The organism is Nonomuraea sp. B19D2 (assembly GCF_040137845.1).
In the GTDB taxonomy this organism is placed as follows: Bacteria; Actinomycetota; Actinomycetes; order Streptosporangiales; family Streptosporangiaceae; genus Nonomuraea.
The window spans coordinates 219163-244446 of sequence record NZ_JBEFAK010000013.1; the positions used below are offsets into that span (position 1 = coordinate 219163).

Annotated in this window: 22 protein-coding genes and 1 pseudogene; 12 read left to right on the forward strand and 11 right to left on the reverse strand. The window is 69.0% G+C overall.

Features of this window, described 5'->3' with window-relative positions:
* Positions 1 to 8 precede the first annotated feature (8 nt).
* From ABN273_RS24865 to ABN273_RS24875, 3 genes are read right to left on the reverse strand one after another with little or no spacing between them, the layout of a single operon-like run.
* A complete protein-coding gene (locus tag ABN273_RS24865; RefSeq protein ID WP_349451390.1) occupies positions 9 to 1319 on the reverse strand; it encodes a VWA domain-containing protein in 1311 nt (436 codons plus the stop codon).
* Positions 1316 to 2722, reverse strand: a complete 1407-nt coding sequence (locus ABN273_RS24870) for a hypothetical protein (protein ID WP_349451443.1) — start codon at positions 2720 to 2722, stop codon at positions 1316 to 1318. Before ABN273_RS24870 ends, ABN273_RS24865 begins: the two co-directional genes overlap by 4 nt.
* 34 nt (positions 2723 to 2756) lie before the next feature.
* Entirely contained in the window at positions 2757 to 3248 is a 492-nt protein-coding gene (locus ABN273_RS24875; RefSeq protein ID WP_349451391.1) for a hypothetical protein, read from the reverse strand.
* A 371-nt stretch (positions 3249 to 3619) separates the two neighbouring features.
* Between ABN273_RS24875 and ABN273_RS24880 the strand changes: the two genes are divergently transcribed.
* Positions 3620 to 5287 carry a glycosyl hydrolase family 18 protein gene (locus tag ABN273_RS24880; RefSeq protein ID WP_349451392.1) on the forward strand — a complete coding sequence of 556 codons (1668 nt, stop codon included), beginning with the start codon at positions 3620 to 3622 and terminating at the stop codon, positions 5285 to 5287.
* A 39-nt stretch (positions 5288 to 5326) separates the two neighbouring features.
* On the opposite strand, the gene ABN273_RS24885 is transcribed toward ABN273_RS24880, so the two are convergent.
* Positions 5327 to 6172, reverse strand: coding sequence for an aldo/keto reductase (locus tag ABN273_RS24885; protein WP_349451393.1), 846 nt, complete (start codon positions 6170 to 6172; stop codon positions 5327 to 5329).
* Here ABN273_RS24885 and ABN273_RS24890 point away from each other — a divergent pair.
* On the forward strand, positions 6165 to 6635 hold the full coding sequence (locus ABN273_RS24890; RefSeq protein WP_349451394.1) for a hypothetical protein: 471 nt from the start codon (positions 6165 to 6167) through the stop codon (positions 6633 to 6635). The two genes, ABN273_RS24885 and ABN273_RS24890, sit on opposite strands and share 8 nt — an antisense overlap.
* Positions 6636 to 7152: 517 nt before the next feature.
* Here the strand turns inward: ABN273_RS24890 and ABN273_RS24895 are convergent.
* A complete protein-coding gene (locus ABN273_RS24895; protein WP_349451395.1) occupies positions 7153 to 7557 on the reverse strand; it encodes a hypothetical protein in 405 nt (134 codons plus the stop codon).
* 135 nt (positions 7558 to 7692) lie between these two features.
* Here ABN273_RS24895 and ABN273_RS24900 point away from each other — a divergent pair, with 135 nt between their 5' ends.
* Both ABN273_RS24900 and ABN273_RS24905 read left to right on the forward strand, forming a co-directional pair.
* On the forward strand, positions 7693 to 9834 hold the full coding sequence (locus ABN273_RS24900; RefSeq protein ID WP_349451396.1) for an ATP-binding protein: 2142 nt from the start codon (positions 7693 to 7695) through the stop codon (positions 9832 to 9834).
* A 610-nt stretch (positions 9835 to 10444) separates the two neighbouring features.
* The gene (locus ABN273_RS24905) at positions 10445 to 11122 is read left to right on the forward strand and encodes a DUF2637 domain-containing protein (protein ID WP_349451397.1); all 678 of its coding nucleotides are present in this window, start codon (positions 10445 to 10447) and stop codon (positions 11120 to 11122) included.
* Between the two features lie 346 nt (positions 11123 to 11468).
* Here the strand turns inward: ABN273_RS24905 and ABN273_RS24910 are convergent, their stop codons facing one another.
* The 3 genes from ABN273_RS24910 to ABN273_RS24920 form a co-directional block, all read right to left on the reverse strand.
* Complete coding sequence (locus ABN273_RS24910) at positions 11469 to 11849, reverse strand: hypothetical protein (protein ID WP_349451398.1); 381 nt, start codon at positions 11847 to 11849, stop codon at positions 11469 to 11471.
* Positions 11850 to 11961: 112 nt separating this feature from the next.
* Complete coding sequence (locus ABN273_RS24915; protein WP_349451399.1) at positions 11962 to 12894, reverse strand: NAD(P)H-binding protein; 933 nt, start codon at positions 12892 to 12894, stop codon at positions 11962 to 11964.
* Complete coding sequence (locus ABN273_RS24920; RefSeq protein WP_349451400.1) at positions 12891 to 13334, reverse strand: nuclear transport factor 2 family protein; 444 nt, start codon at positions 13332 to 13334, stop codon at positions 12891 to 12893. Before ABN273_RS24920 ends, ABN273_RS24915 begins: the two co-directional genes overlap by 4 nt.
* 133 nt (positions 13335 to 13467) lie before the next feature.
* Here ABN273_RS24920 and ABN273_RS24925 point away from each other — a divergent pair, with 133 nt between their 5' ends.
* Positions 13468 to 14307, forward strand: coding sequence for a helix-turn-helix transcriptional regulator (locus tag ABN273_RS24925; protein ID WP_349451401.1), 840 nt, complete (start codon positions 13468 to 13470; stop codon positions 14305 to 14307).
* Between the two features lie 431 nt (positions 14308 to 14738).
* On the opposite strand, the gene ABN273_RS24930 is transcribed toward ABN273_RS24925, so the two are convergent.
* Positions 14739 to 15395 carry a TetR/AcrR family transcriptional regulator gene (locus tag ABN273_RS24930; RefSeq protein ID WP_349451402.1) on the reverse strand — a complete coding sequence of 219 codons (657 nt, stop codon included), beginning with the start codon at positions 15393 to 15395 and terminating at the stop codon, positions 14739 to 14741.
* Between the two features lie 87 nt (positions 15396 to 15482).
* Between ABN273_RS24930 and ABN273_RS24935 the strand changes: the two genes are divergently transcribed.
* Positions 15483 to 16247, forward strand: coding sequence for an SDR family oxidoreductase (locus ABN273_RS24935; RefSeq protein WP_349451403.1), 765 nt, complete (start codon positions 15483 to 15485; stop codon positions 16245 to 16247).
* 195 nt (positions 16248 to 16442) lie between these two features.
* Here the strand turns inward: ABN273_RS24935 and ABN273_RS24940 are convergent, their stop codons facing one another.
* Positions 16443 to 16964, reverse strand: a complete 522-nt coding sequence (locus ABN273_RS24940; protein ID WP_349451444.1) for a tyrosine-type recombinase/integrase — start codon at positions 16962 to 16964, stop codon at positions 16443 to 16445.
* Positions 16965 to 17691: 727 nt separating this feature from the next.
* On the opposite strand from ABN273_RS24940, the gene ABN273_RS24945 reads away from it, so the two are divergent.
* The 4 genes and pseudogenes from ABN273_RS24945 to ABN273_RS59600 form a co-directional block, all read left to right on the forward strand.
* On the forward strand, positions 17692 to 18003 hold the full coding sequence (locus ABN273_RS24945; protein ID WP_349451404.1) for a hypothetical protein: 312 nt from the start codon (positions 17692 to 17694) through the stop codon (positions 18001 to 18003).
* 649 nt (positions 18004 to 18652) lie between these two features.
* A complete protein-coding gene (locus ABN273_RS24950) occupies positions 18653 to 20119 on the forward strand; it encodes a tyrosine-type recombinase/integrase (RefSeq protein ID WP_349451405.1) in 1467 nt (488 codons plus the stop codon).
* Positions 20116 to 20949 (forward strand): FAD-dependent monooxygenase, encoded by an 834-nt coding sequence (locus ABN273_RS24955; RefSeq protein ID WP_349451406.1) that lies wholly within the window; start codon positions 20116 to 20118, stop codon positions 20947 to 20949. The genes ABN273_RS24950 and ABN273_RS24955 overlap by 4 nt, the downstream gene beginning before the upstream one ends.
* A 476-nt stretch (positions 20950 to 21425) precedes the next feature.
* Positions 21426 to 21698, forward strand: a pseudogene (locus tag ABN273_RS59600) (MlrC C-terminal domain-containing protein); the annotation flags it as partial.
* Between the two features lie 83 nt (positions 21699 to 21781).
* On the opposite strand, the gene ABN273_RS24960 reads toward ABN273_RS59600, so the two are convergent.
* Complete coding sequence (locus ABN273_RS24960) at positions 21782 to 22714, reverse strand: helix-turn-helix domain-containing protein (protein WP_349451407.1); 933 nt, start codon at positions 22712 to 22714, stop codon at positions 21782 to 21784.
* Positions 22715 to 22788: 74 nt separating this feature from the next.
* On the opposite strand from ABN273_RS24960, the gene ABN273_RS24965 reads away from it, so the two are divergent.
* Both ABN273_RS24965 and ABN273_RS24970 read left to right on the forward strand, forming a co-directional pair.
* Positions 22789 to 23703, forward strand: a complete 915-nt coding sequence (locus tag ABN273_RS24965; RefSeq protein WP_349451408.1) for an MBL fold metallo-hydrolase — start codon at positions 22789 to 22791, stop codon at positions 23701 to 23703.
* A 126-nt stretch (positions 23704 to 23829) separates the two neighbouring features.
* The gene (locus ABN273_RS24970; protein ID WP_349451409.1) at positions 23830 to 25269 is read left to right on the forward strand and encodes a carboxylesterase/lipase family protein; all 1440 of its coding nucleotides are present in this window, start codon (positions 23830 to 23832) and stop codon (positions 25267 to 25269) included.
* Positions 25270 to 25284 lie beyond the last annotated feature (15 nt).

The following is a 25284-nucleotide window of genomic DNA, read 5'->3' on the forward strand; positions in this document are numbered from 1 at the left end:
AGGGTCTCCTAAGCGAGGAAGTTCTTCAGCTCGAAGACGAGCTTGCGGATGTGGCCTGAGATCACCGGGGTGCCCAGGTCCTTGAATTTCTTGCGGAACCACGGGTCCACGCTCTCCTGGCCCGAGCTGTTGACCGAGCCGACGGGGATGAACTTCACCCCGGAGCGGTAGACCGATTCGATGCCGTCGTAGAGCGGCTGAGAGCGGTCGAACTCGTAGAAGTCGGAGATCCACACCATCACGGTGTTACGCGGATCGGCGATCTTCGGGCGGGCCATGGCCATCGCGACCGGGCCGTCGTTGCCGCCGCCGAGCTTGGTACGGAGCAGCACCTCGAACGGGTCGTGCACCCACGGGGTCAGGTCGATCGCCCGGGTGTCGTACGCGATGAGGTGCACGTCCACCTTCGGCAGTCCGGCGAAGATCGACGCCAGGATGGTGCAGTTGACCATCGAGTCCACCATCGAGCCCGACTGGTCGACGACCACGATCAGCCGGGCCGGGGTGGTGCGGCGGGCGGTCTGCCTGTAGTAGAGCCGGTCGACGTAGAGTCGCTGGTCCTCCGGGCTCCAGTTGGTGAGGTTCTTCCAGATGGTGCGCTCGATGTCGAGGTTGCGGAAGACCCGCTTCGGCGGCACCGACCGGTCGATGACGCCCGCGCTGGTCTGCTCCACCTGGGTACGCAGCACCTCGGCGACCTCGTCCACATATCTGCGGATCAGCGCCTTGGCGTTGGCCAGCGCGACGCCCGACAGGTTGGACTTGTCGCGCAGCAGCTGCTCGATGAGCGACATGCTGGGCGTGAGCTGCCTGGCCAGCGCCGGGTCCGCGAGCACCTCACGCAGGTGCATGCGCTTGACCAGGTCGCCCTCCAGCCCGGCGAGCAGCCCGGCCAGCTCTTCGTTGCCGGGGCTGTGGCGCAGCCCGCCCGGCTCGCAGCCCATGCCGCGCTCGAACCAGGCCGCGTCCTGTTTCCACGCCTCCAGCTGTCCCGCGGTGACGTTGCCCGAGCCCGTGGCGAACACGTTGAGCAGCAGCTTGGAGACCAGGGCCGCGCGGCGGACCTCGTCGCCTTCCTCGTGGTCCCGCTCCGCCATCAGGCCCTCGAACTCGGCGGCCAGGCCGGGGAAGCGCTGCACGAGGTTGTCGACCGAGATGCCGGGGTCGAGCAGGGCCGGCGGCAGGCCGAGGTCGTCGACGATGGCCACGCTCGCCCGTTCCAGGGTGGGCTGCTCGTCGGCGCCGAACAGGCGGGACAGCAACCGCCAGTAGAGCACCTGGCGCCGCGTCCCGTCCGAGGTCGTCTGGGAATCGGTCATTTCCGCAGCAACCGCCCCGCTCGCTCGCGTAGCACGGCGACCACGTCGCCGGCCTTGGCCCCGGCCTTGACGACCTTGGGGTCGGTGGGGCCCATGGCCCAGTCGCCGGTGTGCGCGACGACGGGCTTCTTCTTGACGGTGGCCTGCACGGCGAGCGGCTGCAGGAGCCACTGCCCGCCGTCCCAGCGCATCAGGCCGATGCACGCGGAGGAGGCCGACACCAGCTCGGGCGTGAGCGGTCCGCAGGCCGGCAGCCGGTCGAGGGCCACCGGGAGCCTGTTGCCGCCCAGGTCGAGCGTCTCGCCGTCGATCGTGTAACCCTCGAGGAAGACGGGCTCCGCGATGCGTACGGGATGGCGGTCGAGGGGCGGGGTCGGCGGCGCCTCGGCCGTGGCGAGCTGGACCCGCGCCGTCGCGAACGGGTCGGCCGCCTCGCCGGCTTTCGCCCGGTCGTCGTGCCACACCAGGTCGCCGCCCGGGAGCAGCGGCATGCCGGTGATCTCCAGGCTGAGGTGCTCGGCCAGCGCGCCCATGAGCACGGGGTGGTCACCCATCAGCCGCCACACGGACGGGCCGGAGATCGTGTCCACCTTCGCGGCCGCCACGCTCGTGCGTACCAGCCTGGAGTGGGCGCCCCCGCCGGGCTCGAGTATGCCGTGGACCTGCACCCGGACGGCGGTGGCGTGCTCGTGCACGTCCGTGCCGAGGATCAGCAGCCGCCCCGAGACCGGCTCGGCGGCGCCGTTCCATGCACTCTTCTGGGCACTCTGCTGGGCGCCCTTCTGGGACAGCAGCAGGGCGCGCGTCCACAGGTCGCCCCAGCGGCGCGCGGGCAGCAGGTCCATCGTGGCGACCGGGCACGACGCCCGCAGCTCCGCCGCCAGGCCGTCGAGCAGCACCGCCAGCCCGCGCATGCCTGGCACGGCGAGCAGCGCCTCGATCGCCTGGTCGGAGGAGGAGACGAGGTCGTGGTCGACGCCGCGCCAGCCGGTGATGGCCAGCTCCCGCAGCCAGCCACGGCATCCGGCGAGCATGCTCTCAGGATCGTCCGCGCCTTCCGCGGGCGCCCAGGCCGCGCGGGTGCGGCCGATCGCCGTGTCGAGCCGGGCGAGCAGCGCGTCGTGCACCGCCCCGAACAGCGCCGCCCGTCCACCGGCCAGCGCCGCGAGGTGCTCGTCGCCGATCGATCCCGCGCTCACCTTCTCGGCCGCCTCGCCGATCCGGTCGCCGAGCGGGCTCGCGGCCAGCGCGCCCGCCAGGGCCGCCAGCCCCGCGGACGCCTCCTCACCGAGCCGGGCGAACCCGTGGGTGAGCGCCTCGTCGAACCCCGCCACCAGGTCGAGCGCCTCGCCGACCCCCGCGGGTGCGTCGCCGAGCAGCTCACCGAGCTGTACGTCCAGCATCACCGCACCGCCTTTCCTTCCTGAAGCCCGGGCATCAGCGCACCGCCCCCGTCGCAGGGAACCAGTGCAGCTCGGCCAGCGGCTCCGTGCTGCCGGGCACCTCGAGGTAGGCCAGGTGGCGCAGGAACCGGCTGAACACCACGGCGGCGGGGGTGCGCTCGATCGGCCCGTTGATGGCGGACATCAGGCCCTGGCCCTCCGGCACCTCCACCCCCAGGTAACGGGTGACCCGCTCGAAGCCGTACTGCAGGACCGCCTCGTCGGCCAGCTGGTGAATGTGCTTGCAGGCGTAGCCGTGCAGCGCGCCGCACGGCCGGTTGTTGTTGGTGCTGCAGCTCAGCGCGTGGGCGCCGGCGGTGATCGACGAGACGTAGACCCGCTCGATGTCGGACCCGCTCGACACGACCCCCTGCAAGCGCCCGTCGGCCAGCTCGACGAAGGGCACCTTCGCCAGCTTGCGCGGCTTGACAGGCGGCACCACTTGCACCACGCTGCGCTGCTCCCACGCGGTTATGTCCGCGTCCACGACCTCAGAACCTCCCGCCCCGGCCGGCTCGCGGGTGCAGGCGGGAGTGCCCGCTCCTGCGCGGCCGGCTGATCAATTGATCCGGGAACTTACCCGACCCCACTGACAGAACGGGCTCAAATGATCAAAGCCGTTGATCGGGCGCCGGTGGCATCGCCCCCATCGGCCACGTCGAACTGCCCACCCCCGAGCCGGAGCGGAGCCTGCGGTTCTTCACCGGGACGCCCATCGCCGCCGAGTGACACTACGGCCACCCCGTTGACGCCTCCGCAGGCAAAGGCTAACGTCGTCTCATAACTTAAAGGAAACTTTCCTAATAGTTTCCTGACATCCCAACCCCCCATACACCCCCAACCGGATGTCGGAGAGCCATGAGACACAGCACCCTGAGCAAGATCCTGGTGGCGTTACTGCTCCCCCTCACCACCGTGGCGGTCGCCCCGCCGCAGGCCTCGGCCTCGGTGTACGCCGCCGCGGCAGAGTGGGCGCCGTGGACGGCGTACACGGCCGGCACGCACGTCACGTACAACGGCGTCGAGTACGAGTGCATCCAGAGCCACACCTCCCAGCCCGGCTGGGAGCCCCCGAACGTCCCCGCCCTGTGGAAGCCCGCGACCGGCGGCGGCACGGACACCACCGCGCCATCGGTCCCGGGCAACCTGCGCTCAACGGGCGTCACCGCCAGCAGCGTCTCCCTCGCCTGGGACGCCTCCACCGACAACGTCGCCGTCACCGGCTACGAGATCTACCGCGGCGGCACCCTCATCACCACCGTCACCAGCACCACCCACACCGACACCGGACTGACCGCCAACACCGCCCACACCTACACCGTCCGCGCCCGCGACGCCGCCGGCAACCGCTCCGCCAACAGCAACACCATCACGGCCACGACCACGGGCGGCGGTGGCGGCGGTGGCGGCGGCGACAAGGTGCTCGGCTACTTCGTGCAGTGGGGCGTCTACCAGCGCGGATACCACGTCAAGAACATCGACACGAGTGGCTCGGCCGCCAAGCTGACCCACATCAACTACGCGTTCGGCAACGTGCAGAACGGCCAGTGCACGATCGGTGACAGCTACGCCGACTACGACCGCTTCTACCAGGCGAGCGAGAGCGTGGACGGCGTGGCCGACACGTGGGACGCCGGCGCGCTGCGCGGCAGCTTCAACCAGCTGCGCAAGCTCAAGAAGAAGTACCCGAACCTGAAGGTGCTGTTCTCCTTCGGCGGCTGGACCTGGTCCGGCGGCTTCACCCAGGCCGCCCAGAACCCGGCCGCGTTCGCCGACTCCTGCTACAAGCTGGTCGAGGACCCGCGCTGGGCGGACGTGTTCGACGGCATCGACATCGACTGGGAGTACCCGAACGCCTGCGGCCTCACCTGCGACACCAGCGGCCCGGCCGCGTTCAGGAACGTCATGTCGGCGCTGCGCTCCCGCTTCGGCTCCGGCAACCTGGTCACCGCGGCCATCACCGCCGACGGCACCAACGGCGGCAAGATCGACGCGGCCGACTACGCCGGCGCCGCGCAGTACGTCGACTGGTACAACGTCATGACGTACGACTACTTCGGCGCCTGGGCGGCACAGGGCCCGACCGCCCCGCACTCGCCGCTCACCTCCTACGCCGGCATCCCGATCGCCGGGTTCTACTCCGACAACGCGATCCAGAAGCTCAAGGGCAAGGGCGTGCCGGCGAGCAAACTGCTGCTCGGCATCGGCTTCTACGGCCGCGGCTGGACCGGGGTCACGCAGGCCGCGCCGGGCGGCACGGCCACGGGAGCGGCGCCGGGCACGTACGAACAGGGCATCGAGGACTACAAGGTGCTCAAGACCCGCTGCCCGGCCACCGGCACGGTCGCGGGCACCGCGTACGCGTACTGCGGCGGCCAGTGGTGGAGCTACGACACGCCGAACACGATCGGCGGCAAGATGAGCTACTCGAAGAGCCAGGGCCTCGGCGGCGCGTTCTTCTGGGAGCTCAGCGGCGACACCACCAACGCCGAGCTGCTCACGGCCATGAGGAACGGCCTGGGCTGACCCACGAGAGGGCCGGCCCCTGTCAAGGGGCCGGCCCGTTCAGCCCAGCTCGCTGAACTGCTCGGCGGTCAGCGCCACCGTCGAGGCCGCCAGGTTCTCCTCAAGGTGGGCGACCGTGGAGGTGCCGGGAATCGGCATCGTCACCGGCGAACGGGCCAGCAGCCAGGCCAGGCTGACCTGCGCGGGCGTGGCGCCGACGGCCTTGGCGACGTGGTCCACGGGGCTGCCGGGCGCCGCAAGCGCACCCTTGGCGATGGGGCTGTAGGGGATGAACCCGATCCCCTGCTCCTCGCAGTGCTCCAGCACCCCCTCCGAGAACCGGTTGGTGAGGTTGTACCGGTTCTGCACGCTGACGATCTCGACGATGCGCCGCGACCGCTCCAGCTCCTCGACACTCACCTCGGACAGGCCGACACTGCCGATCTTGCCTTCATCGCGCAGCGCCTTGAGCTCCCCGAGCTGGTCCTCCAGCGGCACCTCCGGATCGATGCGGTGCAGCTGGAGCAGGTCGATCCGGTCCACTTTGAGCCGGCGCAGGCTCATCTCGACCTCCTGCCGCAGGTACGCGGGCCGGCCCACGACCACCCACTGCGCCGGCCCCGGACGCACGAACCCGGCCTTGGTCGCGATCAGGAGCTGCTCAGGGTACGGGTACAGCGCCTCCCGGATGATCTCCTCATTGATGTACGGCCCGTACGAGTCGGCGGTGTCGATGAAGTCGACGCCCAGCTCGACGGCCCGGCGCAGCACCCGGACGGCCTCGTCATGGTCGCGGGGCGGCCCCCAGACCCCGGGCCCGGTCAGACTCATGGCGCCGAAGCCGAGGCGATGAACGCTCTTGTCGCCGATCGTGAACATACCGGTGGACTGGAGTTCTATGGACATGCGTAACACTCCGTCAGACGTCGAACCTTTACTCTCCCAGCATGACGGACCCGCCCGTGGCACCGGCCGCCTGTATCCGCCGCCAGGGCAGGAGAACCCCAAGCCGCATCTATCCGCCATGGACTCTCAGCAACGCGAATGGGTACTGGCCACAGCGCTGCGTTCGCTGGTCTCCCGCGAAGCCGTGGAGATCCGCAATATCGAGGAACTGAACGCCGTACTGTACGGAGCCCCCGAGGCCCAGGTCGACATGCACGTTCGAGTGGAGATCGACCTCGCTCTCACCCTCCGCCGTACCGCCGATCGCGCCCTTGCCATCAAGCAGCAGAGCGCCGTCGGCTCAGCTTTCGGTTATGTGCATATCCACGCCACCGACCTTCTGCTCGTAGAGCGCATCACCACAGGAGGCATGCACCTATTTACGCTGGCTGGCAACCTCGCTGGTCAGGCACGGGGCTTGTAGGTGGAAACGGAAAACACCATAGCGGGCCTTGATCAACTGGCGCCGCTGACGCACTCTTACAGCAGCGACTCTCGGCTGCGCAACGGACTGCGAGGGAGGTCCAGGTGGTTCAGCAGCCACTCAGCTTTGGCCGGGAACTTCGCAGGCGACGTCTAGCCGCCGGTCTAACGCTCACAAGCCTGTGCAAGCTCGTCCACTACGGGCACACCGGTAGGTCGGCAACAGTTGGTGCACTGAGGGAGACTCGCTCATCACCTCGCCGATCCGGTCCCAGGAAGTCGCCGTAACTCCCCAACCGGGCCCGCAGCGCGGGCAGCGGTCCCAGGCTGAGCGCGACGGCGGCCTTGGCCGCTCCTTGATGCGGTGTCCCGATGGTGACCAGTCGCCGGGCGGTGCTCCTGCCGCCGAGCACCTCCAAGTAGTAGCGGGCTATAGCCCGCCCATGGAGTGGCAGAGGTAGCTGACCTGGGCGTCGGGCGTGGTCTCCCGCCACTGTGCGAGCTTCCGTTCGACTCTTTCAGCTCGCGCCCGGTGGAGGAGCGCCGAAGCTGATCGGCCCCGAGAAGTCTCGTCCCTGGATCAGAGGACCGGTGATCCTCGCGTTTCCTGCCACCACATTGGTGGGCCCGTCGGACTTCGCGAGCACCTTGACGTCCTTGAGCCAGGCGGACAGCTCGCTGGCGAACTCGGCGTCCTGCCCGGCCCGCTCCACCAGGATTTCCGACAGTTCGATGACGTCCCGATCCTCCACCTTGACGGCCTCGACGAGCTCCAAGGGCGGTTCCTGTTCGCCCTTCTTGCCGAACGTCTTTTTCACCATGGCCACGAGCGACGTCCACGCCCCTTTGCCCGCCTCGCCGGTTGCCCCGGTGATGAGGCTGGTAATGGCCGCGGTCACAAGAGCCAAGGCGGTCTCGTCCATGTCGACCTCTTTATCCCGGTAAGTCGCATTCGTCTCAGGCGTATTAATCTCTTGAGCTTAATGACATGATAGAGGCACCATGCAATCCTGGAATCGATGGTAAGCCGGTGTCGTCGGCAGGGAACCAGTCAGACCGTGATTGCGCAGGTGTCACCTTCCGCGTCGTCGGAGGACGAGCCGGCCAATGTGTTGTCGGGTTCGGTCCATGGCCCGGCGATCCAGGCCGGATCGATCAGCGGGGGCGTGCAGATCCACTGGCAGACGTCCTCAGCTCCCGTGGTGCCGCGGCAGCTCCCACCGGCGACAAGTCGTTTCATCGGCAGGAAAAGCGAGCTTGCCGCGCTCGACAGAGCCCTGGACGAGCGCGGGCCTGGCCCTGGCGCCATCTACGCCATCAGCGGCATGGCCGGGATCGGCAAGACGACGCTCGCCTTGCGCTGGGCCCACGGGGTCACGGACCGTTTTCCCCACGGGCACCTTTATGTGAATCTACGGGGATTCGACTCCAGCGGCGTCCCGGTGACGCCAGGCCAAGCATTGAAGGGCTTTATCGCGGCGTTGGGAATTAGGCCGGATAGTATTCCGTTCGAGCTGGATGATCAGATTTCGCTCTATCGATCCCTGCTCGATGGGCGACAAGTTCTGGTCATACTGGATAATGCTCTCAGTACCGATCAGGTACGCCCTCTTCTTCCCGGTTCGCCGACCTGCATGGCCATCGTCACCAGCCGAAACAAGTTGGGAGCGCTGGTGGCGGAGCACGGCGCCATACCCTTGGCGATGAAGCTCATGGGCCGACGGGAAGGGATCAACCTACTGGTCCGCTACTTGAACAGCGAACGCGTCAAAAATGAAAGAAGCGCAGCAGCCACACTTGTGGAACTCTGCGGCAGATTACCACTCGCGTTGAGCATAGTCGGGGCACGAGCGGCGATTTACAATTGGTCTCTGGAATCGCTCGCCGATGACCTGCGCTCCGAGAGAGATCGGCTCTACGCCTTGGATCTGCACGACAGCGAAACGACAAACGTCACGTCCGTCTTCTCCTGGTCCTACCGCAGCCTTTCCCCCGATCCCGCCAGGCTTTTCGGTCTGCTCGGGCTGGCCCCCGGCCCCGAGATCGGCCTTGCCGCCGTGGCGTCGCTGGCCGACTCACCGCTCGCCCTGACCCGACAGTTACTCAGCGTGCTCGTAGAGACCAACCTCGTCAGCGAGCTGACCCGCGACCGCTACCGCATCCACGACCTGTTGCGTACCTTCGCCGCAGACCAGGTGGAGCGCGACGAGCCCGCAGAATCCCGAAGGGAGGCCATGCGGCGATTCCTCGACTTCCTACTGCTGGCAGCCGATGCGGCCGACCGCCTGATCACTCCCAACCGCACCCGCATCGACCTCCCGCCTTCCGCCGACAGCCTCCCCGTGCCCGTGTTCTCCACCTACGGAGAGGCCATCAACTGGCTGGAAACCGAGCACACCGGCCTGGTGGAGAGCATCCATCACGCCCTGCGCCACGGATTCGACACGCACGCCTGGCGGCTCGCCTGGACGCTCGGTGTCTACTTCGACCGCCGCGGTCACGCGTCCGACCGGCTGCACACCAGCGAGGCCGCGCTGCGGGCGACCAGGCGACTGGGTGACCGTGAGGCTGAAGCGCTGATCCGTACCAGCATCGGCTACGCGCACTCGCGCATCGGGCACTTTGCCGAAGCCGAGGAGCAACTGTTCGAGGCGCTGGCCATCCTGCGGGAGGTCGGCTCGGAGGTGCATGAGGCCAACACGCTCATCGCCTTGGCCATCGTCCACGAGGAGCAGGACCGCTACGGAGAGGCTAAGGAGCACCTCGAACGCGCGCTGAGCCTGCACAAGCGCCATCACGAACCGGCCGGCCAAGCCCACGCCCTGGAGAATCTCGGCTGGTGCCACGCCCATCTCGGCGAGTATCCAGCGGCGCTGGCGACATGCAACGCCGCGCTGAAGCTCTTCCAAGACCTCAACGACCACGATGGCGAGGCGGACACTCTCGACAGCCTCGGCTACACGTACGCCGAATTAGGGCAACATGAGCAGGCGCTCACCCACTACGAGGCAGCGCTGATTCTGTGGCGGGACATGGGCAATCGCTATGACGAGGCAGACGTCCTGACCAGGATTGGTGACTCTCACTCGGCGTCGGGCGACCAGGAGGCCGCCCGCGAGGCGTGGCAGCAGGCCTTGTCCATTTTTGAAGAGCTGGTGCAGCCGGACGCCGAGCTCCTCCGCACCAAACTGGCACGCTGATCGCCCAGTTCGGCGGCGACCCGGCCGCGGAACCAGTGCTTGATGTCCTGGCCGTCGGCGCGTTCCGGCGTCGTGATCGACCCCAGGAGCACCTTTTCGGCCGCCCTACAAACGGCAGGCGCCGCAACGTGGAATGTCGACGTAGTGGAACTCGTCCCCGATCCCCATGGCGAAACTATCCGACTTCCGGCAGCTTGCATCGAGGCGGATGCCTGCCGCCCTTGCTTCCCTCTCAGGTCAAGGTCCCCACGGAGGCCGCCGAAACGGTCCTGATCGCGCTGCGCACTGCTGACCGTGAGGGTCGTGGGACACCCGGATGACGCCGAACCGGCGGTTGACCTCGGAAAACGTCGTCAAGATCATCCCGACCATATCCCCGGATCATGGTCCTACGGCTGCATACGGATGCCCTCGGCGACCTACCAGAGCCTGACAAGCAAAAGACCTACGGCTGAGAAACCGCAGGTCAACATGCGAAATGCCTGGTGGAGATGAGTGCCCCCGGCGGGGCACCCACCAAATCTTCGGCGTTCCCACCAGCGGTTACGCATGGCCGCCTAATCGTTGAGGCTCGTACCGAGGTGGTCAAGGGCGGTGTTGAGCGATGAGGATGCCTTCGGTCCTCGCCGCGTCCGCTGATGCTTGGATTCGACGGACGACTACGACGTCGGTAGTGCTGGTGGCAGGGATCGCTGCGGTCGTGTCGTACCAGCACATGCATGAGCTAGCGATACGAAACGGAGAAAGCTGGCTGGGGGCGACGCTGATCCCGCTCGCCGTGGACGGCATGATCGTGGCCTCATCGATGTCAGTGCTGCACGCGAGCAGGTGTGGGCGTCGCGGGGGAGTCCTGCCGTGGGTGCTGCTGGTCGTGGGTAGCCTGGCCAGTCTGGCGGCCAATGTGGCCATCGCTGACCCCACCCTAACCGCCCGCGTGATCGCGGCTTGGCCATCGTTCGCGCTGATCGGTGCGTATGAAATGCTCATGGGGCAGATCCGGCAGAGTCGGGTTGCAGAGGCGCTGGCGGTGGACGACACGGAGTCAGAGCTGTGTCTGAGTGCATCAGCCTTCGGCGAGGAGGAACGCACGGAGCCGACGCGGGAACGCGCGCAGGAACTGCATCGGTTGGCGTGGCGGTGGGCTCAGAACAACTGTCGGCCGGATGGCCGGTTGCCCTCTGGCAAGGCCATCGCGGAGCAGTTCTCCCGCAGTGACCGATGGGGCCGATGGATCAAGCGGGCGGGATGCGCCGGTCGTTTGGAGCTGGCTGCAGGTGATGGATCATGAGGAGGTCAAACGCAGTGTGTGCCATGTGACAAGGTGTCGCTGGTCGCGGCATCCTCGTCGGCGTGGCGCGGTGGCTGCCGTTGGTGCACTACCGGCTGGGGAAGGCGACCGCTACACACAGCTACCTTGCGTCCGGTCGGGCAGGTCCCGAGCGATGGGCCACTCAAAGGCTTACTGGCATCGTTCTCGTCCAGATGAGTTCGGAACGGAATGTCACGCCAAGCCGCTTCTGCCCGGCCCGTTACCGCGACTTTTTCGTTCGCATGCTGCTCAACCCCCGTCGGCTTCTGACTATCCCGCGTGATTGATCGATCACCGCCGTGGGACGGGTCGTTCCGCGGGCCGGTCAGCGCTTGGCTTTGGCGAAGCGGCTGGTGGCGTCTCGTGGCGGGGAGAACGGCAGGAACGCGAGCTTGATCTCGCGGTCGGGGTCGCCGTTGGCATGCATCACGACGTCGATGCGGCCGTCGTTGTCGTGGGCACCGCGCCGTTTGTAGTTGGGGTGGGCTTCGATGGCGGCCGTAGCGGACTGGACGGTCGCCGTCACGTCCTTGGTCCGAATGAACATCAGCAGGGCGGCCTTGGTATCGCGCCACACCAGAAAGCCGAGCAGAGCCCCGGCCGGCCCACCGGACGACTGATCTTCACCGCCCTGGAACGCATCCGGCTCATCTCCGCCACCGCCACCAGCCCACCCCAGGTCCTGATCCCTGACCTTCTGCAACACCGGCTGCTGGAGTTGCTGAACGTCGATCCCACCCGGCCACGCTGGCTGATGTTGTAATCATGATCCAGACGATCAGCCAGCGACAGCATTCACCTACCTGCGAAGAATCGGGCTAGGGCGCCACGCCGTTCGCCCACTCGGACGCGTGGTCCTGGACGAACTCGTCGAAGGAGCGGGGCGGGCGGCCGGTCAGGTCCAGCACCGCGGTGCTGACCAGGTCGTCCCGGCCGGCGCTGAGGCCGGCGTCCACGGCGGCAAGGGCGGCGGCGAATTCGGCCGGCATGCCGGCGGCCCGGTAGCCGGCCGCCAGCTCGTCGGTTTCGACGGGCAGCACCTGAATCGGCCTGCCGGTGCGGGCGGTGATGATCGCCGCCGCGTCCCGGTAGCTCAACGCTTTCGGCCCGGTGAGCAGGTAGTCGCGCCGGTCGCCCGGCCCATCACTGAGCCACTCACCCCGCCTCTCACTGGGCCACTCACCCTGCCCTTCACTGGGCCTCTCGCTGGACCCGTCATCGGGGTTGGTCAGCAGGGCGGAGGCGGCGGCCGCGATGTCGCGCGCGTCGATCCAGCCCAGCCGGCCGCCACCGGCGGCGGTGTGGATCTCGCCGTGCCGCCGGAGCCGCTCGCCCAGCGGATGCGGGCGCAGGAAGTTCTGCATGAACCCGGACGCGCGCAGCACGACCCACCCGGGCCGGGTCCGTACCCGTGCGGCCAGCTCAAGCGCGCCGGGGGCGTTCGGCAGCACGATGGCGGAGCCGAGGAGCACCACGCGGCGCACGCCGAGCCGCTCCGCCTCGTCCAGGAACGGCTCGACCAGCGGTATCGGATTCACGGCGTTCACTGGAGGCACCAGATAGACGCGGTCCATCGCGTGCAGCGCGGCCCGATGCGTGCCCGGGTCGTTCCAGTCGAACCGGACCGCGTCAGGATCCCCGGCAGATGGGTTGCGAGCGGCCACCCGGATCGGTACGCCGTTGCCCCGCAGCAGCTCCGCCAGCACGCTGCCGGTCTTCCCGGTGCCGCCGGTGACCAGCACGCCGCTCATCGGGCGGCCCCCGAGCGCAGCGAGCCGAGCAGCTCGGGCAGCGTCCCGGTCGCCGAGGCGGCGGCCAGCGGGCTCCAGTAGTCCCTGTAGTGCGTGATCAGGCCATCATGGACCGTGATCACGGAGATGTAGTCCATGCGGTAGGGCTCGCCGGTGCGCACCGTGTACCCGTGCGCGGTGAACTCCACCACGATGGTGTCCGGTCGTTGCGTGTGATGCACGGTCACTACAGGTATCTCCCGTACGTCCATCCGTTCCGGATATCCGGCCAGATAGTCACGGACGGCATCCCGCCCCGCCAGCCGCCGCGGCGCGTCTCCCGCAGCGAACGGGAACTCGCCGGTGCCCTGCTCCGCCCACAGATCGGCGATGGCATCCATGTCCTTGGCCAGCAGCAGATCCAGCAGTCGGCGGATCGTCTCCTCAGGAGTGCGTGGCATGTTCGTCCTCCGGTGTCCCGTGAAATGTGGTCATGCCAGCCTGGCCGCGGATCCGGGCGCCGCGGAACGGACGGGTAAGCCCCGGACCCCTGGTCCGTGGCTAAGGCGGCCGCCACTGTGGCAGCCTGGACGGGTGAGCAGAGCTGAACTGGCCGACTTTCTCCGTCGCCGGCGGGAGGCGCTGCGCCCGGACCAACTGCCGGCCACGGCCGTCCACCCGCCAGGCCGCCGCGCCCGCCGTACTCCCGGCCTGCGCCGCGAAGAGGTGGCCACGCTGGCCGGGGTCTCCACCAGCTACTACGAACGACTTGAGCAGGCCCGCGCTCCGCATCCGTCCCCGCAGGTCATAGCCGCGCTGGGCACGGCACTGCGGCTCACCGACGCCGAGCGCGAGCACCTGGCGCGGCTGGCCGGGCAGGCCCTGCCCGCCCCGGAGACCGGCCGGGCGCCGGTGCCCGCCTTCGCCCGCGAGCTGCTGGACCGGCTCGGGCCGGTGCCCGCCTACCTCACCGACGAACGCCAGGACATTGTGGCCTGGAACAACGCGGCAGCCGACCTGATCATCGACTTCGGGTCGCTACCCGCTGGGGAACGCAACGCCGTGCGGCTGTCCATCCGGCTGAACGGCACCCTCTGCTCGGCCGCCGACGGCTCGCAGGGCGAATACGCCCGGCAGACCGCCGCCCAGTTGCGCGCGGCCAGCGCCCGGTACCCGGCCGAACGCGTACTTGGCGAGCTGGTCAACGAGTTCGCCGCGCACAGCCCCGACTTCGCCGCCAGCTGGCGCAACCACGAGGTACGCCCCGTACCGACGCTGCGCAAGCACCTGCACCACCCCGAGCTGGGCGCCCTGGAGCTGGACTGCCAGACTCTGCTGCTGCCCGGCACCGATCTGCGGATGGTGATCTACACCGCGCGACCGGGCAGCCCCAGCGCCGCCGCGCTCGCCCGGCTCGCCGCACGCGACACGTAGATCGAAGTCACGCTGTGAGATCGATCGGAATCCGGCGCAAGCCTCCTCCGTAAGCGGGAGCCAACAAAGACTCACTGACCAGTGGAAACCCCCGTTGACGCCGGATTTCGTTCCACATCGGGTATCCAGCCGAGATGCGGCCAGAACGGCCATGACCCGATCTTGGCACCCCTTTCGGCCGGTAGGCGTACGTACGGTCAGCGGTCAACCGTGATCAGTTTGAGTCGCCACCGTATAGTTGCCGGTTATCCAGAGTCGACTGGTTGACGACGCGGACGAGGGCGTTGATGTCGGCGCGTAGCCGGGACAGCTCGTCCTGGTCTTCCTTGCGGAGTTTCCTTGAGCTTGGCCACCTGCTCACGCAGGCGTTCGCGCGCTCCACCCGAGCACGGCCAGAAGGAAGACCAGCGGAACCGCGATCACAAGCTTCGTCATGGCTGCCATGATGGCCCGGTGGCGATCGCGCGGCAGAGCCGGTCCGCGTCCCACGCGGGTTCTCCCAGGTCGAGCCGGTCCGGCGCCCGGAACCCGTCCAGCGCCAGGTGAACGTGGCGCCGCCACAGGGACGGGGCGGCGTGCCGGGTGGCCTCGGCTACCGTGCTGCTCGCCCACAACAGCAGGAAGAGGTCGGCGCCGGTGACGTCCGGGCGGACGACGCCGGACGCCTGCGCCCGCCCCAGCACCCGTTGCGCGAGCGCGCAGATCTCGCTGTGCGCGGTCTCGGTGCGGTCGTCGCCGGGGAAGCGCCGCGCCAGGAAGTCTGCGAACGCCCGGTCCCCGGCCTGGGCCGTACACAGGACTTCGAGCAGGCCGCGGAAGGCCTGCCACGGCTCCTCCAGGCCGAGCGCGGCCTCCACCTCCTCGATCACGTGGCGCAGCTTCGGCTCGAGCACCGCGCACAGCAGGTCCAGGCGCGTCGGGAAGTGCCGGTAGAGGGTGCCGACCACCAGGCCCGCCTCGCGCGCGATGCCGTCGAGGGCGGCCTGCGCGCCCTGCCCGGCGAACGCGCGCCGGGCGCACTCGAGCAGCCGCTCGCGGTTGCGGCGGGCATCCCGGCGAGCGGGCAGCGGGTTCCCCGTGGCAGGCATGAGGTCACCGTAGCAAAGTGCGATACGTCTCAACTTTGAGGGTGCTCTCATCTTCGCTACAGTGAGCAGCACCCAAAAAATGAGAGCATGCTCATTTTTCAAGACAAGGAGAGCGACATGGCGAAGCTCGGCGGGAAGGTCGCGGTGATCACCGGCGCAACCTCTGGGCTGGCACTGGCGACGGCGAAGCTGTTCGTCCAGGAGGGCGCGCACGTGGTCATCACCGGCCGCCGCCAGGACCGGCTGGACGCGGCGGTGGCCGCCATCGGCCACGGCGTGACCGGCGTGCTCGGCGACGTCGGCCAGATCTCCGACGCGGCCCGCCTGGCCGAGGTCGTGGCGGTCGAAGCGGGCCGGGTGGACGTGCTCATCGCCAGCGCCGGCGTCTGGACGTGGAACGAGCACATCGGCGACGTGACCGAGCAGTCGTTCGACGCCGTGTTCGGGGTGAACGTGCGCGGGACGTTCTTCACCGTGCAGAAACTGCTGCCATTGCTGTCCGACGGCGCCTCGATCGTGCTCATCGGGTCGGGCGCCGCAGACAAGGGCGATCCGGGAACGACCGTCTACGCCGCGAGCAAGGCGGCGCTGCGGTCGTTCGCCCGGACCTGGACCACCGACTTGAAGCAGCGCGGAATCCGGGTCAACGTCCTCAGCCCCGCCGCGATCGACACCGCCGCGTTCGCGGACCTCCCGCCGGGGTTCAAGGAGCAGATTGCCTCGCGGGTGCCCGTCGGCCGCCTCGGTGACGAGCACGAGATCGCCACCGCGGCGCTCTTCCTGGCCTCCGCGGACTCGAGCTTCGTCACCGGCATCGACCTGCCCGTCGACGGCGGGATCGGCCAGGTCTGACCACCGGCAAGGCGCCGAAGGTCAAGAGGCGGGGCTCCGTCCGTACCCCCCGCGGGCCCGGGCTCCACCGCCGGCCCCTGCTCCGGCACCGCTCCCGCACCGCCACGGCCAGGCGGTCGCGGCTCGTCTGGACGGAGGCCAGTACCAAGTACGAGAGAAAGGGGCAGTGTCCTGCCCTACCTGAGAGATCGCTGATCAGTGAGTACGGCGGCGGGGTGCCAGGACCTCGGTGACCCTGGCGATGGCTTCGGCGCCGGGTTTGACGTAGCGCATGGCGGTGCGGGGGTTCTTGTGCCGGGTCTTGCCCATGAGCTGCAGCGGTACCTCGGCCTCGCCGAGGTGGGTGGCGGCGCTGTGGCGCAGCTGGTGCAGGTCGAGACCGGCGTGCTTGTCCAGCAGGACGCGGGCGCGGTCGTAGCCGAGGCGGGCGCGGCCGGTGTGCGGGCAGATGTCGGCGGCCGCCGGGCGGCGGGCCAGAACGGGTCGGCGTTCGGACAGGAACAGCGGCCCGTGCGTGTGCGTGCTGCCGTCCGGGAGGCGGAGCAGCCGGGGCAGCAGGTGAGCGGTGCCGCTGTCCCAGTACACCCACTCGATGGCGCCGCCCTTGGAACGGACGGGGGCGCGGCGGTGCTCCAGGTCGAGATCTTCGACATTGAGCGCGAGGATCTCGGCCGCTCTGGCCGCCGTCTCGTACAGCATCCGCCACAGCGTCTTCAGCCGTTATCTGGAGTTCCGGGGCCGTCTGAGCAGGTCAGCGGGCATCTGGAGTTGTCAGGCACGTAAGGCACGTAGTCGGCCCCCGATGAGCCCTGAACAACACTGGAGGGTGGTCAGGACGCCCCATGGGGGAGTCGTCCTATCCGCACGGACGGGCGGAGCCGCCACTGACCGCGAACCGCCCGTCCTCGCCGGCCGCGACGTTCGAGCACGCCCGCGGGCTCGCCCGGGGGCGCTCAGCGGTCGCGCCGCCGGAACGCGGGTCGCCGCCATCACCACCCGCCTGTTGTGACGATTCCGGGCCTTTGACTACGTCAACGACGTGACCGCGGGCCGTCTGATGCGAGTGCCATGAGGTCGGGTTGGATCGTGGCTCTCATCTTCGCTGCGGCCATCCTTGCCGTGGGGATCCCCGTCGCGCTGGAAGAAAGAGATCACCAACGGGAAGAGCTGAGGCGATCACGCTTGCGCGTCTCTCCGGTGGATGCGCAGCCATGTGCCATGAGGCCCGGCCGGCCCTGGCCCCGGCCGTGGGCCACGGACGCGGCGCCGTATGCCGGACCGGGACCGCACCTGGCGGTGGGGGACAGAGTGAAATTGCTCGACGGGCAGGTCCAGGCCGAGTACGGCGACACCCAGCCTTTGCTGCGAGGGGAAATGGCAGCTGCAGGAGCCCAGCCTCAGCGACGTCGCCCGGCACAAGGCATACCGCGCCCAGATCCAGCTCGTGGTCTGCGAGCACTTGAAATCGGTGGGTAAGCGCGTCACCCTCTGCGACTACCGGGTCTCCCAGATCATCGGGACTCCCAGCCCTGAAGCGATCCGCCCGTTCTCGATACCGGCAGTCGACGCGAAATACGCCTACACCGTCTACGAGGCCCGTACCGGCAGGCTGGTGAAGACTTTTACGTTGCCCGGCAAGGAGATCCGGTGTCCGCGAAACCTGCGTGACTATCAGCGGAACGTAGTTGCTCCCCTGAGACCGGATGATGACGAACGCGACTGGAGACTACGTCCTTTCATCGAAGACCCCCGGTAGGGGACCTCTGAGCCGCAGACCATGGTGGAGGATCTGACCTCCAGCGTCACATGATCCCCGTCGAGCCTGACCTCGCTGTGGGCCGGGACGTCGGCGGCGGGCACGCGGTGTACGCCGCGGTGATCACCGGTCCCGGCCGGCCAGCCGAGCGTCTCTCGATCATCCCCGCATCATCACTCTCAGTTGGAAATGGCTACTAGGGTGAGCAACAGTTCTTGAGTTGAGGACGCCATCGTTATCTTAGGTTTTGGCTCTTCCCGCAGGTCAGATACTTATGATCTTGTCAGGAACGTAGGGCACATTGGCTGGCCTTGTGTTGCTCGTGGAATGGCTCGTGCCCTGGTTCGTGATCGGGTTCCTGATCATGATCGGGTCTGGGGTCGTGGTCGGAGGCCATCATGCGTGGCTGGCGTGCACCTTCGCGACCGCCTGGCTGGCCGTGGCACGGCGGCTGCCCTGGCGGCTCATGGACTTCCTTGACGACGCCCAACCGACTCGGATTGCTGCGTGCGGTCGGGCCGATCCACCAGTTCCGCCACGCCGCCCTGCACGACCACCCGGCCTGTCGCGCCAGCCGAGGGAATGGGCCTTAACGACCTTCGAGCAGTTGACCAGCCAGTTCCGCTCGACAATCTTTGGACGTGACCGGTTGAGTGACGAGCTCGCCCAGGTTCGGGCCGTCCTGGCCGAGTGGGGTTACCGGCTCGGCCGCGACGACGACCCGTTGCTGCCGATGGTGGCCTGCCGGCTGTTCCTGCTCAACCGCAGCCCTCACATCGACGAGTTGACCACCGAGCTGTTCGATCGTGTCCGGGGCGAGCGTCTGCTGCCGGGTGCACAGATGAATACCCTGCACGCCCTGCAACGGGCGGTGAGCGCGCTGGGATTCTGCGATCCGCCCCGGCAGGGCACCGGCCGTCACTCGGCCCGGGCCACCGGCGGCGCACCAGAATGGGAACGGTGGGTCGACCGCTGGCACGCCACCTCGACGTTGACACCCCGAACTCGCAGCGGCGTTCGCTCCAACCTGCTCAAAGTCGGCCGCTGGCTCCAGGCCGAACACCCCGATGCCGCCGACCCGGCGGACTGGACCCGGCAGACCTGCGTGGCCTGGGTCGCCGCGCTCGACCGGATGAACGTCGGTGACTACGTCCAGCGCACCGTCGGCCTCAAAGACCGTATCGGCAAGCCGCTGGAAGCCAGCAGCAAGGAGGGGCAACTCGCCGCACTGCGCCGGTTCTTCACCGACTGCCAGGAATGGGAATGGCTGCGCCGCCGCTTCGACCCGCAACGCGCACTGGCGACCCCGCGCAGCATCGCCGCGCTGCTCGGCCCGAATCCCCGCGTGATCGCTGACGAGATTTGGGCCAAGCTGTTATGGGCGGGCCTGAACCTCGATCAGGAAGACCTGCCGCAGACCGGATCGGGGCACTTCTATCCGATCGAGCTCGTCCGCGCGATCACCGTGACCTGGTTGTTCAGCGGGCTGCGCAGTGACGAGATCGCCCGGCTGCGCCTGGGATGCATCCGCTGGCAGCACCGGGAGGCCCCGATCCCCGGCGACTCCGACCAGGTCCTGGCCCGCGACGCGGTCTGCCTCCTGGACGTTCCCACCCACAAGACCGGAACCTCATTCGCCAAGCCCGTCGACCCGATTCTCGGCCAGACCATCGACGCCTGGCAGGCCGTCCGCCCCGACCAGCCGCTGTTCGTCGACCTCCGCACCGAACAGCGGTTGAACCTGCTGTTCGCCTTTCGGGCCCGCCGTGTCTCCTCCGCCTACATCAACAACACCGTCATCCCCATGCTCTGCCGCAAGGCCGGCGTTCCGGCTGCCGACGTCCGCGGGAACATCACCAGCCACCGGGCCCGCTCCACCATCGCCAGCCAGCTCTACAACGCCAAGGAGCCGATGACGCTGTTCGAGCTGCAGGCCTGGCTCGGGCACCGCTCCCCGCAGTCCACCCAGTACTACGCCAAGATCACCCCAGCGACGCTGACGCGGGCCTACACCGACGCCGGATACTTCGAACGCAACGTCCGCACCATCGAGGTGCTCCTCGACCGGGACGTTGTGGAGAGCGGAGCCGCGGCCGCCGGCGAGCCGTGGCAGTGACCACTCCGGTCGCGATCACCGAGGGGCCTGCCGAAGTCCAGGTCCTGCTCGAGAACGCCGGCACCGGTGCGCAGTCCCGCGAGAGCTTCGACCTGGTCGTCGGCGCGGACGGGATGCGCTCGAGCGTGCGCCGGATCGTGTTCGGTCCGAACGAGGACTACCTGACCACCTGGAACGCGATGATCTGCGCCTTCCAGCTGAAGGAGCAGGCGCCCTCCTACGAGGCGAGTGACAGCATCATCATCGCGCGTGCGAAGCGGGCGGTGTGGGTGTTCGGGCTCGCTGACCACGCGCCCACCGCGCTGCTGACCTACCGGACGTCGGACATCCAGGACCAGTTCAGCGGGTCGCGGGTCGATCGGCTGCGCTCGGTCTTCTCGGGCATGGACGATCCCGTGGTGCGGCACGTCCTGGACTCCCTGGAGCAGGCCCCGGACCACCTGTTCGACTCGGTGCACCAGGTACGGATGCCGCGGTGGAGCAAGGGGCGGGTCGTGCTGGTGGGGGACGCGGCGTGGTGCATGAACCTCTACTCGGGCATGGGTGCCACGTCCTCGCTGCGCGGCGGCGCCGCGCTGGGCGTGGCCCTGCGGGAGCACCCCGACGACCTCGCCGCCGCTCTGGACGCTTGGGAGGCCGGGCTGCGGCCGTTCATCACCAAGCACCAGCGCACCGCGCGGCTCAAGCAGCAGATGTTCGTCCCGTCCAGCCGTCGGGCCGAGGCGCTGCGGTCGGTCCTCCTCGGCCTGGTCCGCTGGATCCGCGGCCGCCGACCGGCGACGGAGGCGGGCGGTCCGCACGCCCCGGCGCTGTCGGGCACGTCGCGGTGAGAACGATGTCCGTGTCAAGAAGGAAAGGGATCCACCATGACGAGGCGTGACGCCAGGCCTGGGGCGCCACGGGCATCGCCGGGCTCGCGCCCCTACTCGTCCCGCGTTCGGCCCTGCCGATGATGCTGGGGATGCTCGGACTGTCACGATCGTCGCGGGCCCGCGCAACCAGGTGACCAAGCCGACCAAGCGGCTTCCCTTGCCGGCCTGAGGCAACGGGCACCCAGCCCGGTGGTCATTTCGCGCGCCACTCGTTCGCGTGCTCCGAGACGAATCGCGAAGGTGCGGGGCGGCCGGCCGGTCAGGTCGAGCACCGTCGTGCTGACGCGGTCTTCGCGCCCGCGCCGGATCCTGTCCTCGACGGTCGCGAGGGCAGCGGCGAACTCGGTTGGCAGGCCGACGGCCCGGTAAGCCGCGGCCTGCTCGTCCGGACCTCCGGATCGGAGGTGATCCCGCGGTGCCCGGGGGACGAACCAGTGCGGGGTCGGTTCGTCGTCGAGGCGCTGTCGGACGGACGCCGCCGCTTCGACGGGCCGATACCGCACGGCACCGGGGTCGACCTCGGGCCCGCCACATGCCTGCGCTCCGGGTCCGTGCGGGTGGCGGTGACGACCGGGCGCTCCCAGGTGTTCGACCGCAACCTGTTCCGGATGGTCGGCATCGTCCCGGAGGACCAGCGGCTCCTCGTGGTGACGAGCTCGGTGCACTTCCGCGGGGATTTCGAGCCGATCGCCTGGAAGATCATCGTCGCCCGCTCCCCCCGGCCTCGACGCGGTGGGACACCACGAGATCGTCCTGCCGGCACAGCGACGGCAGCCGGGCTACAAGGTGATCACCGGGCGGCGGTGGAGCGGTCCGCCGCACTCGCCTGCCGCAGCAGGGCCAGTGCCGCTTCCGACGGTGACCCAGCGGGCGTCGTGCACACCACGACGGACTGCCCCGGCGAACGCGCGAGCACGAGGGTTTGTTGGGTGACGGTCACTGTGCCGACGACCGGATGGCGCAGCTCGTAGGTGGCGGCGTCGCACGGTGTCACCCGATGGTCACCCCTCAACGCCACGAATTCCGGGCTCTTCATCGTCAACTCGCCGATTGTCGGCGTACTCCTGGGAGTACTGAGGTAAGTACGACTGGACGTGCCGACACCGATCAACTCGGCGAGCTGACGGTCCTCCGGATGACGGCCGACGGCGATCCTCAGATTGCCCACGACGGCACGCGCCTTGCGCCGCCAGTCCCCGTAGAGCTCCCGGCAGTGCGGGTCCAGGAACAGCATCCGGCTCATGTTCGGCCGGCGCGCGCCGTCCTCCGGGCTCAGCGGGTCCACGTGGCCGGCGAGCAGGACGTGCGCGAGTGGGTTCCACGCCAGCACGTCCGTGCGCCGGCCGAGGACGAGCACCGGGACGCCGTCGAAGGAGCGCAGCAGGTCTCGCGTCTCGTCGGTGACCTTCTCGGGCCGGGGCCTTCGCGCCCGCGGTACGCGGCGGGAAGCCCCGGCGAGGCGTTCCAGGTGGTTCCGCTCGTGGTCGTCGAGCAGCAGAGCGCCGGCGATCGCCTCGAGCACCTCCGCCGACGCGCCATGGGACAGTCCCTGTTCGAGCCGGGTGTAGTAGGACACGCTGACCCCCGCCAGCTGCGCCAGCTCCTCCCGGCGCAGCCCCGCCACCCGCCGGCGCGGCCCGAGGTCGCGGAGACCCACGTCTTCCGGGCGCAGCCTGGCCCGCCGTGCTCGCAGGAAATCGCCGAGCGGGCCTGGTCCGTTCATCACTCCACTATCCACGTCCGCGGCACCGCCCAGCCAGACCCTCCGAGGGATAGGACAACGCGGGGCTGGTTGGCGTGCGCGGACACGATCAGGCTCGGCCTGGTCAGGGCGGCGGCCCGCGACTCACAAGGAGTGAGCATGGATCAGATCGAACTGGGCGACGTCACCGTCACCCGTGTCAAGGAGTACTACGGCTCGGTCGAGATGGGCCCGCGGACTTCTTCCCCGGGAGCCCCGACGACGCCTGGGACGAACACCAGAGCTGGCTTGCCCCGGACTTCCTGGACTCCGGCACCGGCGAATGCGTCTCGGCCATCCAGACCTGGCTGCTGCGCAGCGAAGGCCGCACCATCATCGTCGACACCGGGGTCGGCAATCACAAGGACCGCCCCTACGCGCCCGTCTGGAGCCGGCTGGACACGAACTTCCTGGACAACCTCGCCGCCGCCGGAGTCCGGCCTGATGACGTCGACGTCGTCATCAACACCCACCTGCACATCGACCACGTGGGCTGGAACACCTACCTCGACGGCCGGACCTGGGTGCCGACCTTCCCGAACGCCACGTACCTGATGACGCGGCAGGACTTCGACTTCTGGAGCCCGGCCAACAACCACGAACCGCTGCTGGGTCGCGGCAACCAGAACGTCTTCGAGGACAGCGTCGCCCCGGTGCACGAGGCCGGGGCTGACCCACCTGTGGGACGGCTCGTACCGGATCGACCGGAACCTCCGGCTGGATCTCGCGCCCGGCCACACCCCGGGTCGTCCGTGCTGACCCTGGAGTCGCGCGGCGACTGCGCCCTGTTCGTCGGCGATCTGGCACAACCCGCTGCAGCTCCTCGAGCCGGAGACGAACTCCTGCTTCTGCGAGGACCCGGCCGGGGCCCGGGCGACCCGCCACAAGCTCCTCGGCCGCGCGGCCGAGGACAACACGCTGGTCTTCCCAGCTCACCTCGGCGGCCAGGGCGGTGCCGTGGTCGAGCGTGACGGGTCGAAGTTCGCCATCAAGGAGTGGGCGGGCTTCTCCCGCATCGCTTGAGCCCGGTTGGGGACGGTCGGCTCCACCCCTTCGTCGCTCTGCTCCGCAACAGCCCGAGAGAGGAAGCGTTTCCCGTGTCCCAGCAGGCAGATCCGATCGTCGAGACCCCGGCGGGCGTCGTGCGCGGTGTTCGTGACCGCTTCGGCGAGCTCGACCGCGCCGTCCCGTATGCGGCGGCCCTCACGGGCGCCGGCCGATTCGCGCCCCCGGTGTCCCACCCGGGCTGGTTCGGTGTCCGGGACGCCACCTCGCCGTCGCCGACCGCGCCGCAGCCGACCCGCGACTTCGGGCGGCTCGACATGATCCCCTACTTCGGCCCGGGCTGGGTGCGCGGCGAGGAGTACCTGACCGTCGACGTCCGGACTCCCGACACCGACGGCGGGAAGCGGCCGGTCATGGTCTTCGTGCACGGCGGCGGGTTCGTCACCGGCTCCACCCGCGCCGCGCTCTACGACGGCCGGGCGTTCGCCCGCGACGGCGTGGTGCTGGTGACGGTGAACTACCGCGTCGGCATCCCCGGCTTCCTCGACCTGAAGGGTGCCCCCGCCAACCGCGGACTGCTCGACGTCCTCGCCGCGCTCGGCTGGGTGCGGGACACGATTGCCGGGTTCGGTGGCGATCCCGGGAACGTCACGCTGTTCGGCCAGTCCGCGGGAGCCACCATCATCGGAGCCCTGCTGGCGACGCCGGAGGCCAAGGGGCTGTTCCGGCGCGCGATCGTCCAGAGCGGCAGCGGTACCGGCGCCTTCACCCCCGAGCAGGCGCAACGGGTCACGGCCGTGGCCGCGCGGTCGCTGGGCGTGCCGCCCACCGCGGAGGCCTTCGCCGAGATCCCGGACGACAGGTTCCTCGAGATCCTGCCGGATCTCGCGGGGATCGACCTGCGGACCGCGACGGCCACGGACCCCCTCGTCGAGCTGAGCCCGTTCTCCCTGGTCCTGCCCGTGCAGCCGGCCGACACCCTGGCGGAGGGGCCGGCGGGAGAGATCGACCTGCTCATCGGCACCAACACCGAGGAGGGCCACCTCTACCTGGTACCGCAGGGCAAGCTGGAATCTTCGACGGACGACGATCTGCTCGCCGTCGCGGCGAAGGTCGACGCGGACCCCGCCGCCGTCGTCACCGCCCATCGGGCGGCCCGGCCGGGGGCGACCCCGGGCGTGCTGCGCTCCGCGGTGCTGGGCGAAGACCTCTTCCTGGCCGGCACCGCGCGGATGACCGAGGCCCACGCCCGGCTGTCTGGTGGCCGCACCCACGCCTACTCGTTCGGCTACCGCTCGACGGCTTTGGGAGGGCGGCTGGGTGCCACCCACACGGTCGAGCTGCCCTTCGTCTTCGACATCGCCGATGAACCGTGGCTGCACGGCGACGCCGGTCTGCTCGGTCCCGACCCGGCGCCTGCCGGGCTCGCAGCCCGCGTGCACGGCGCCTGGGTCGCCTTCGCGACCCACGGCGACCCAGGTTGGGCAGCGTATGACCCGCGGCGGCCACAGGCGGAAGCCCTGGTTGGCTGAAGGATCCCCATCGGG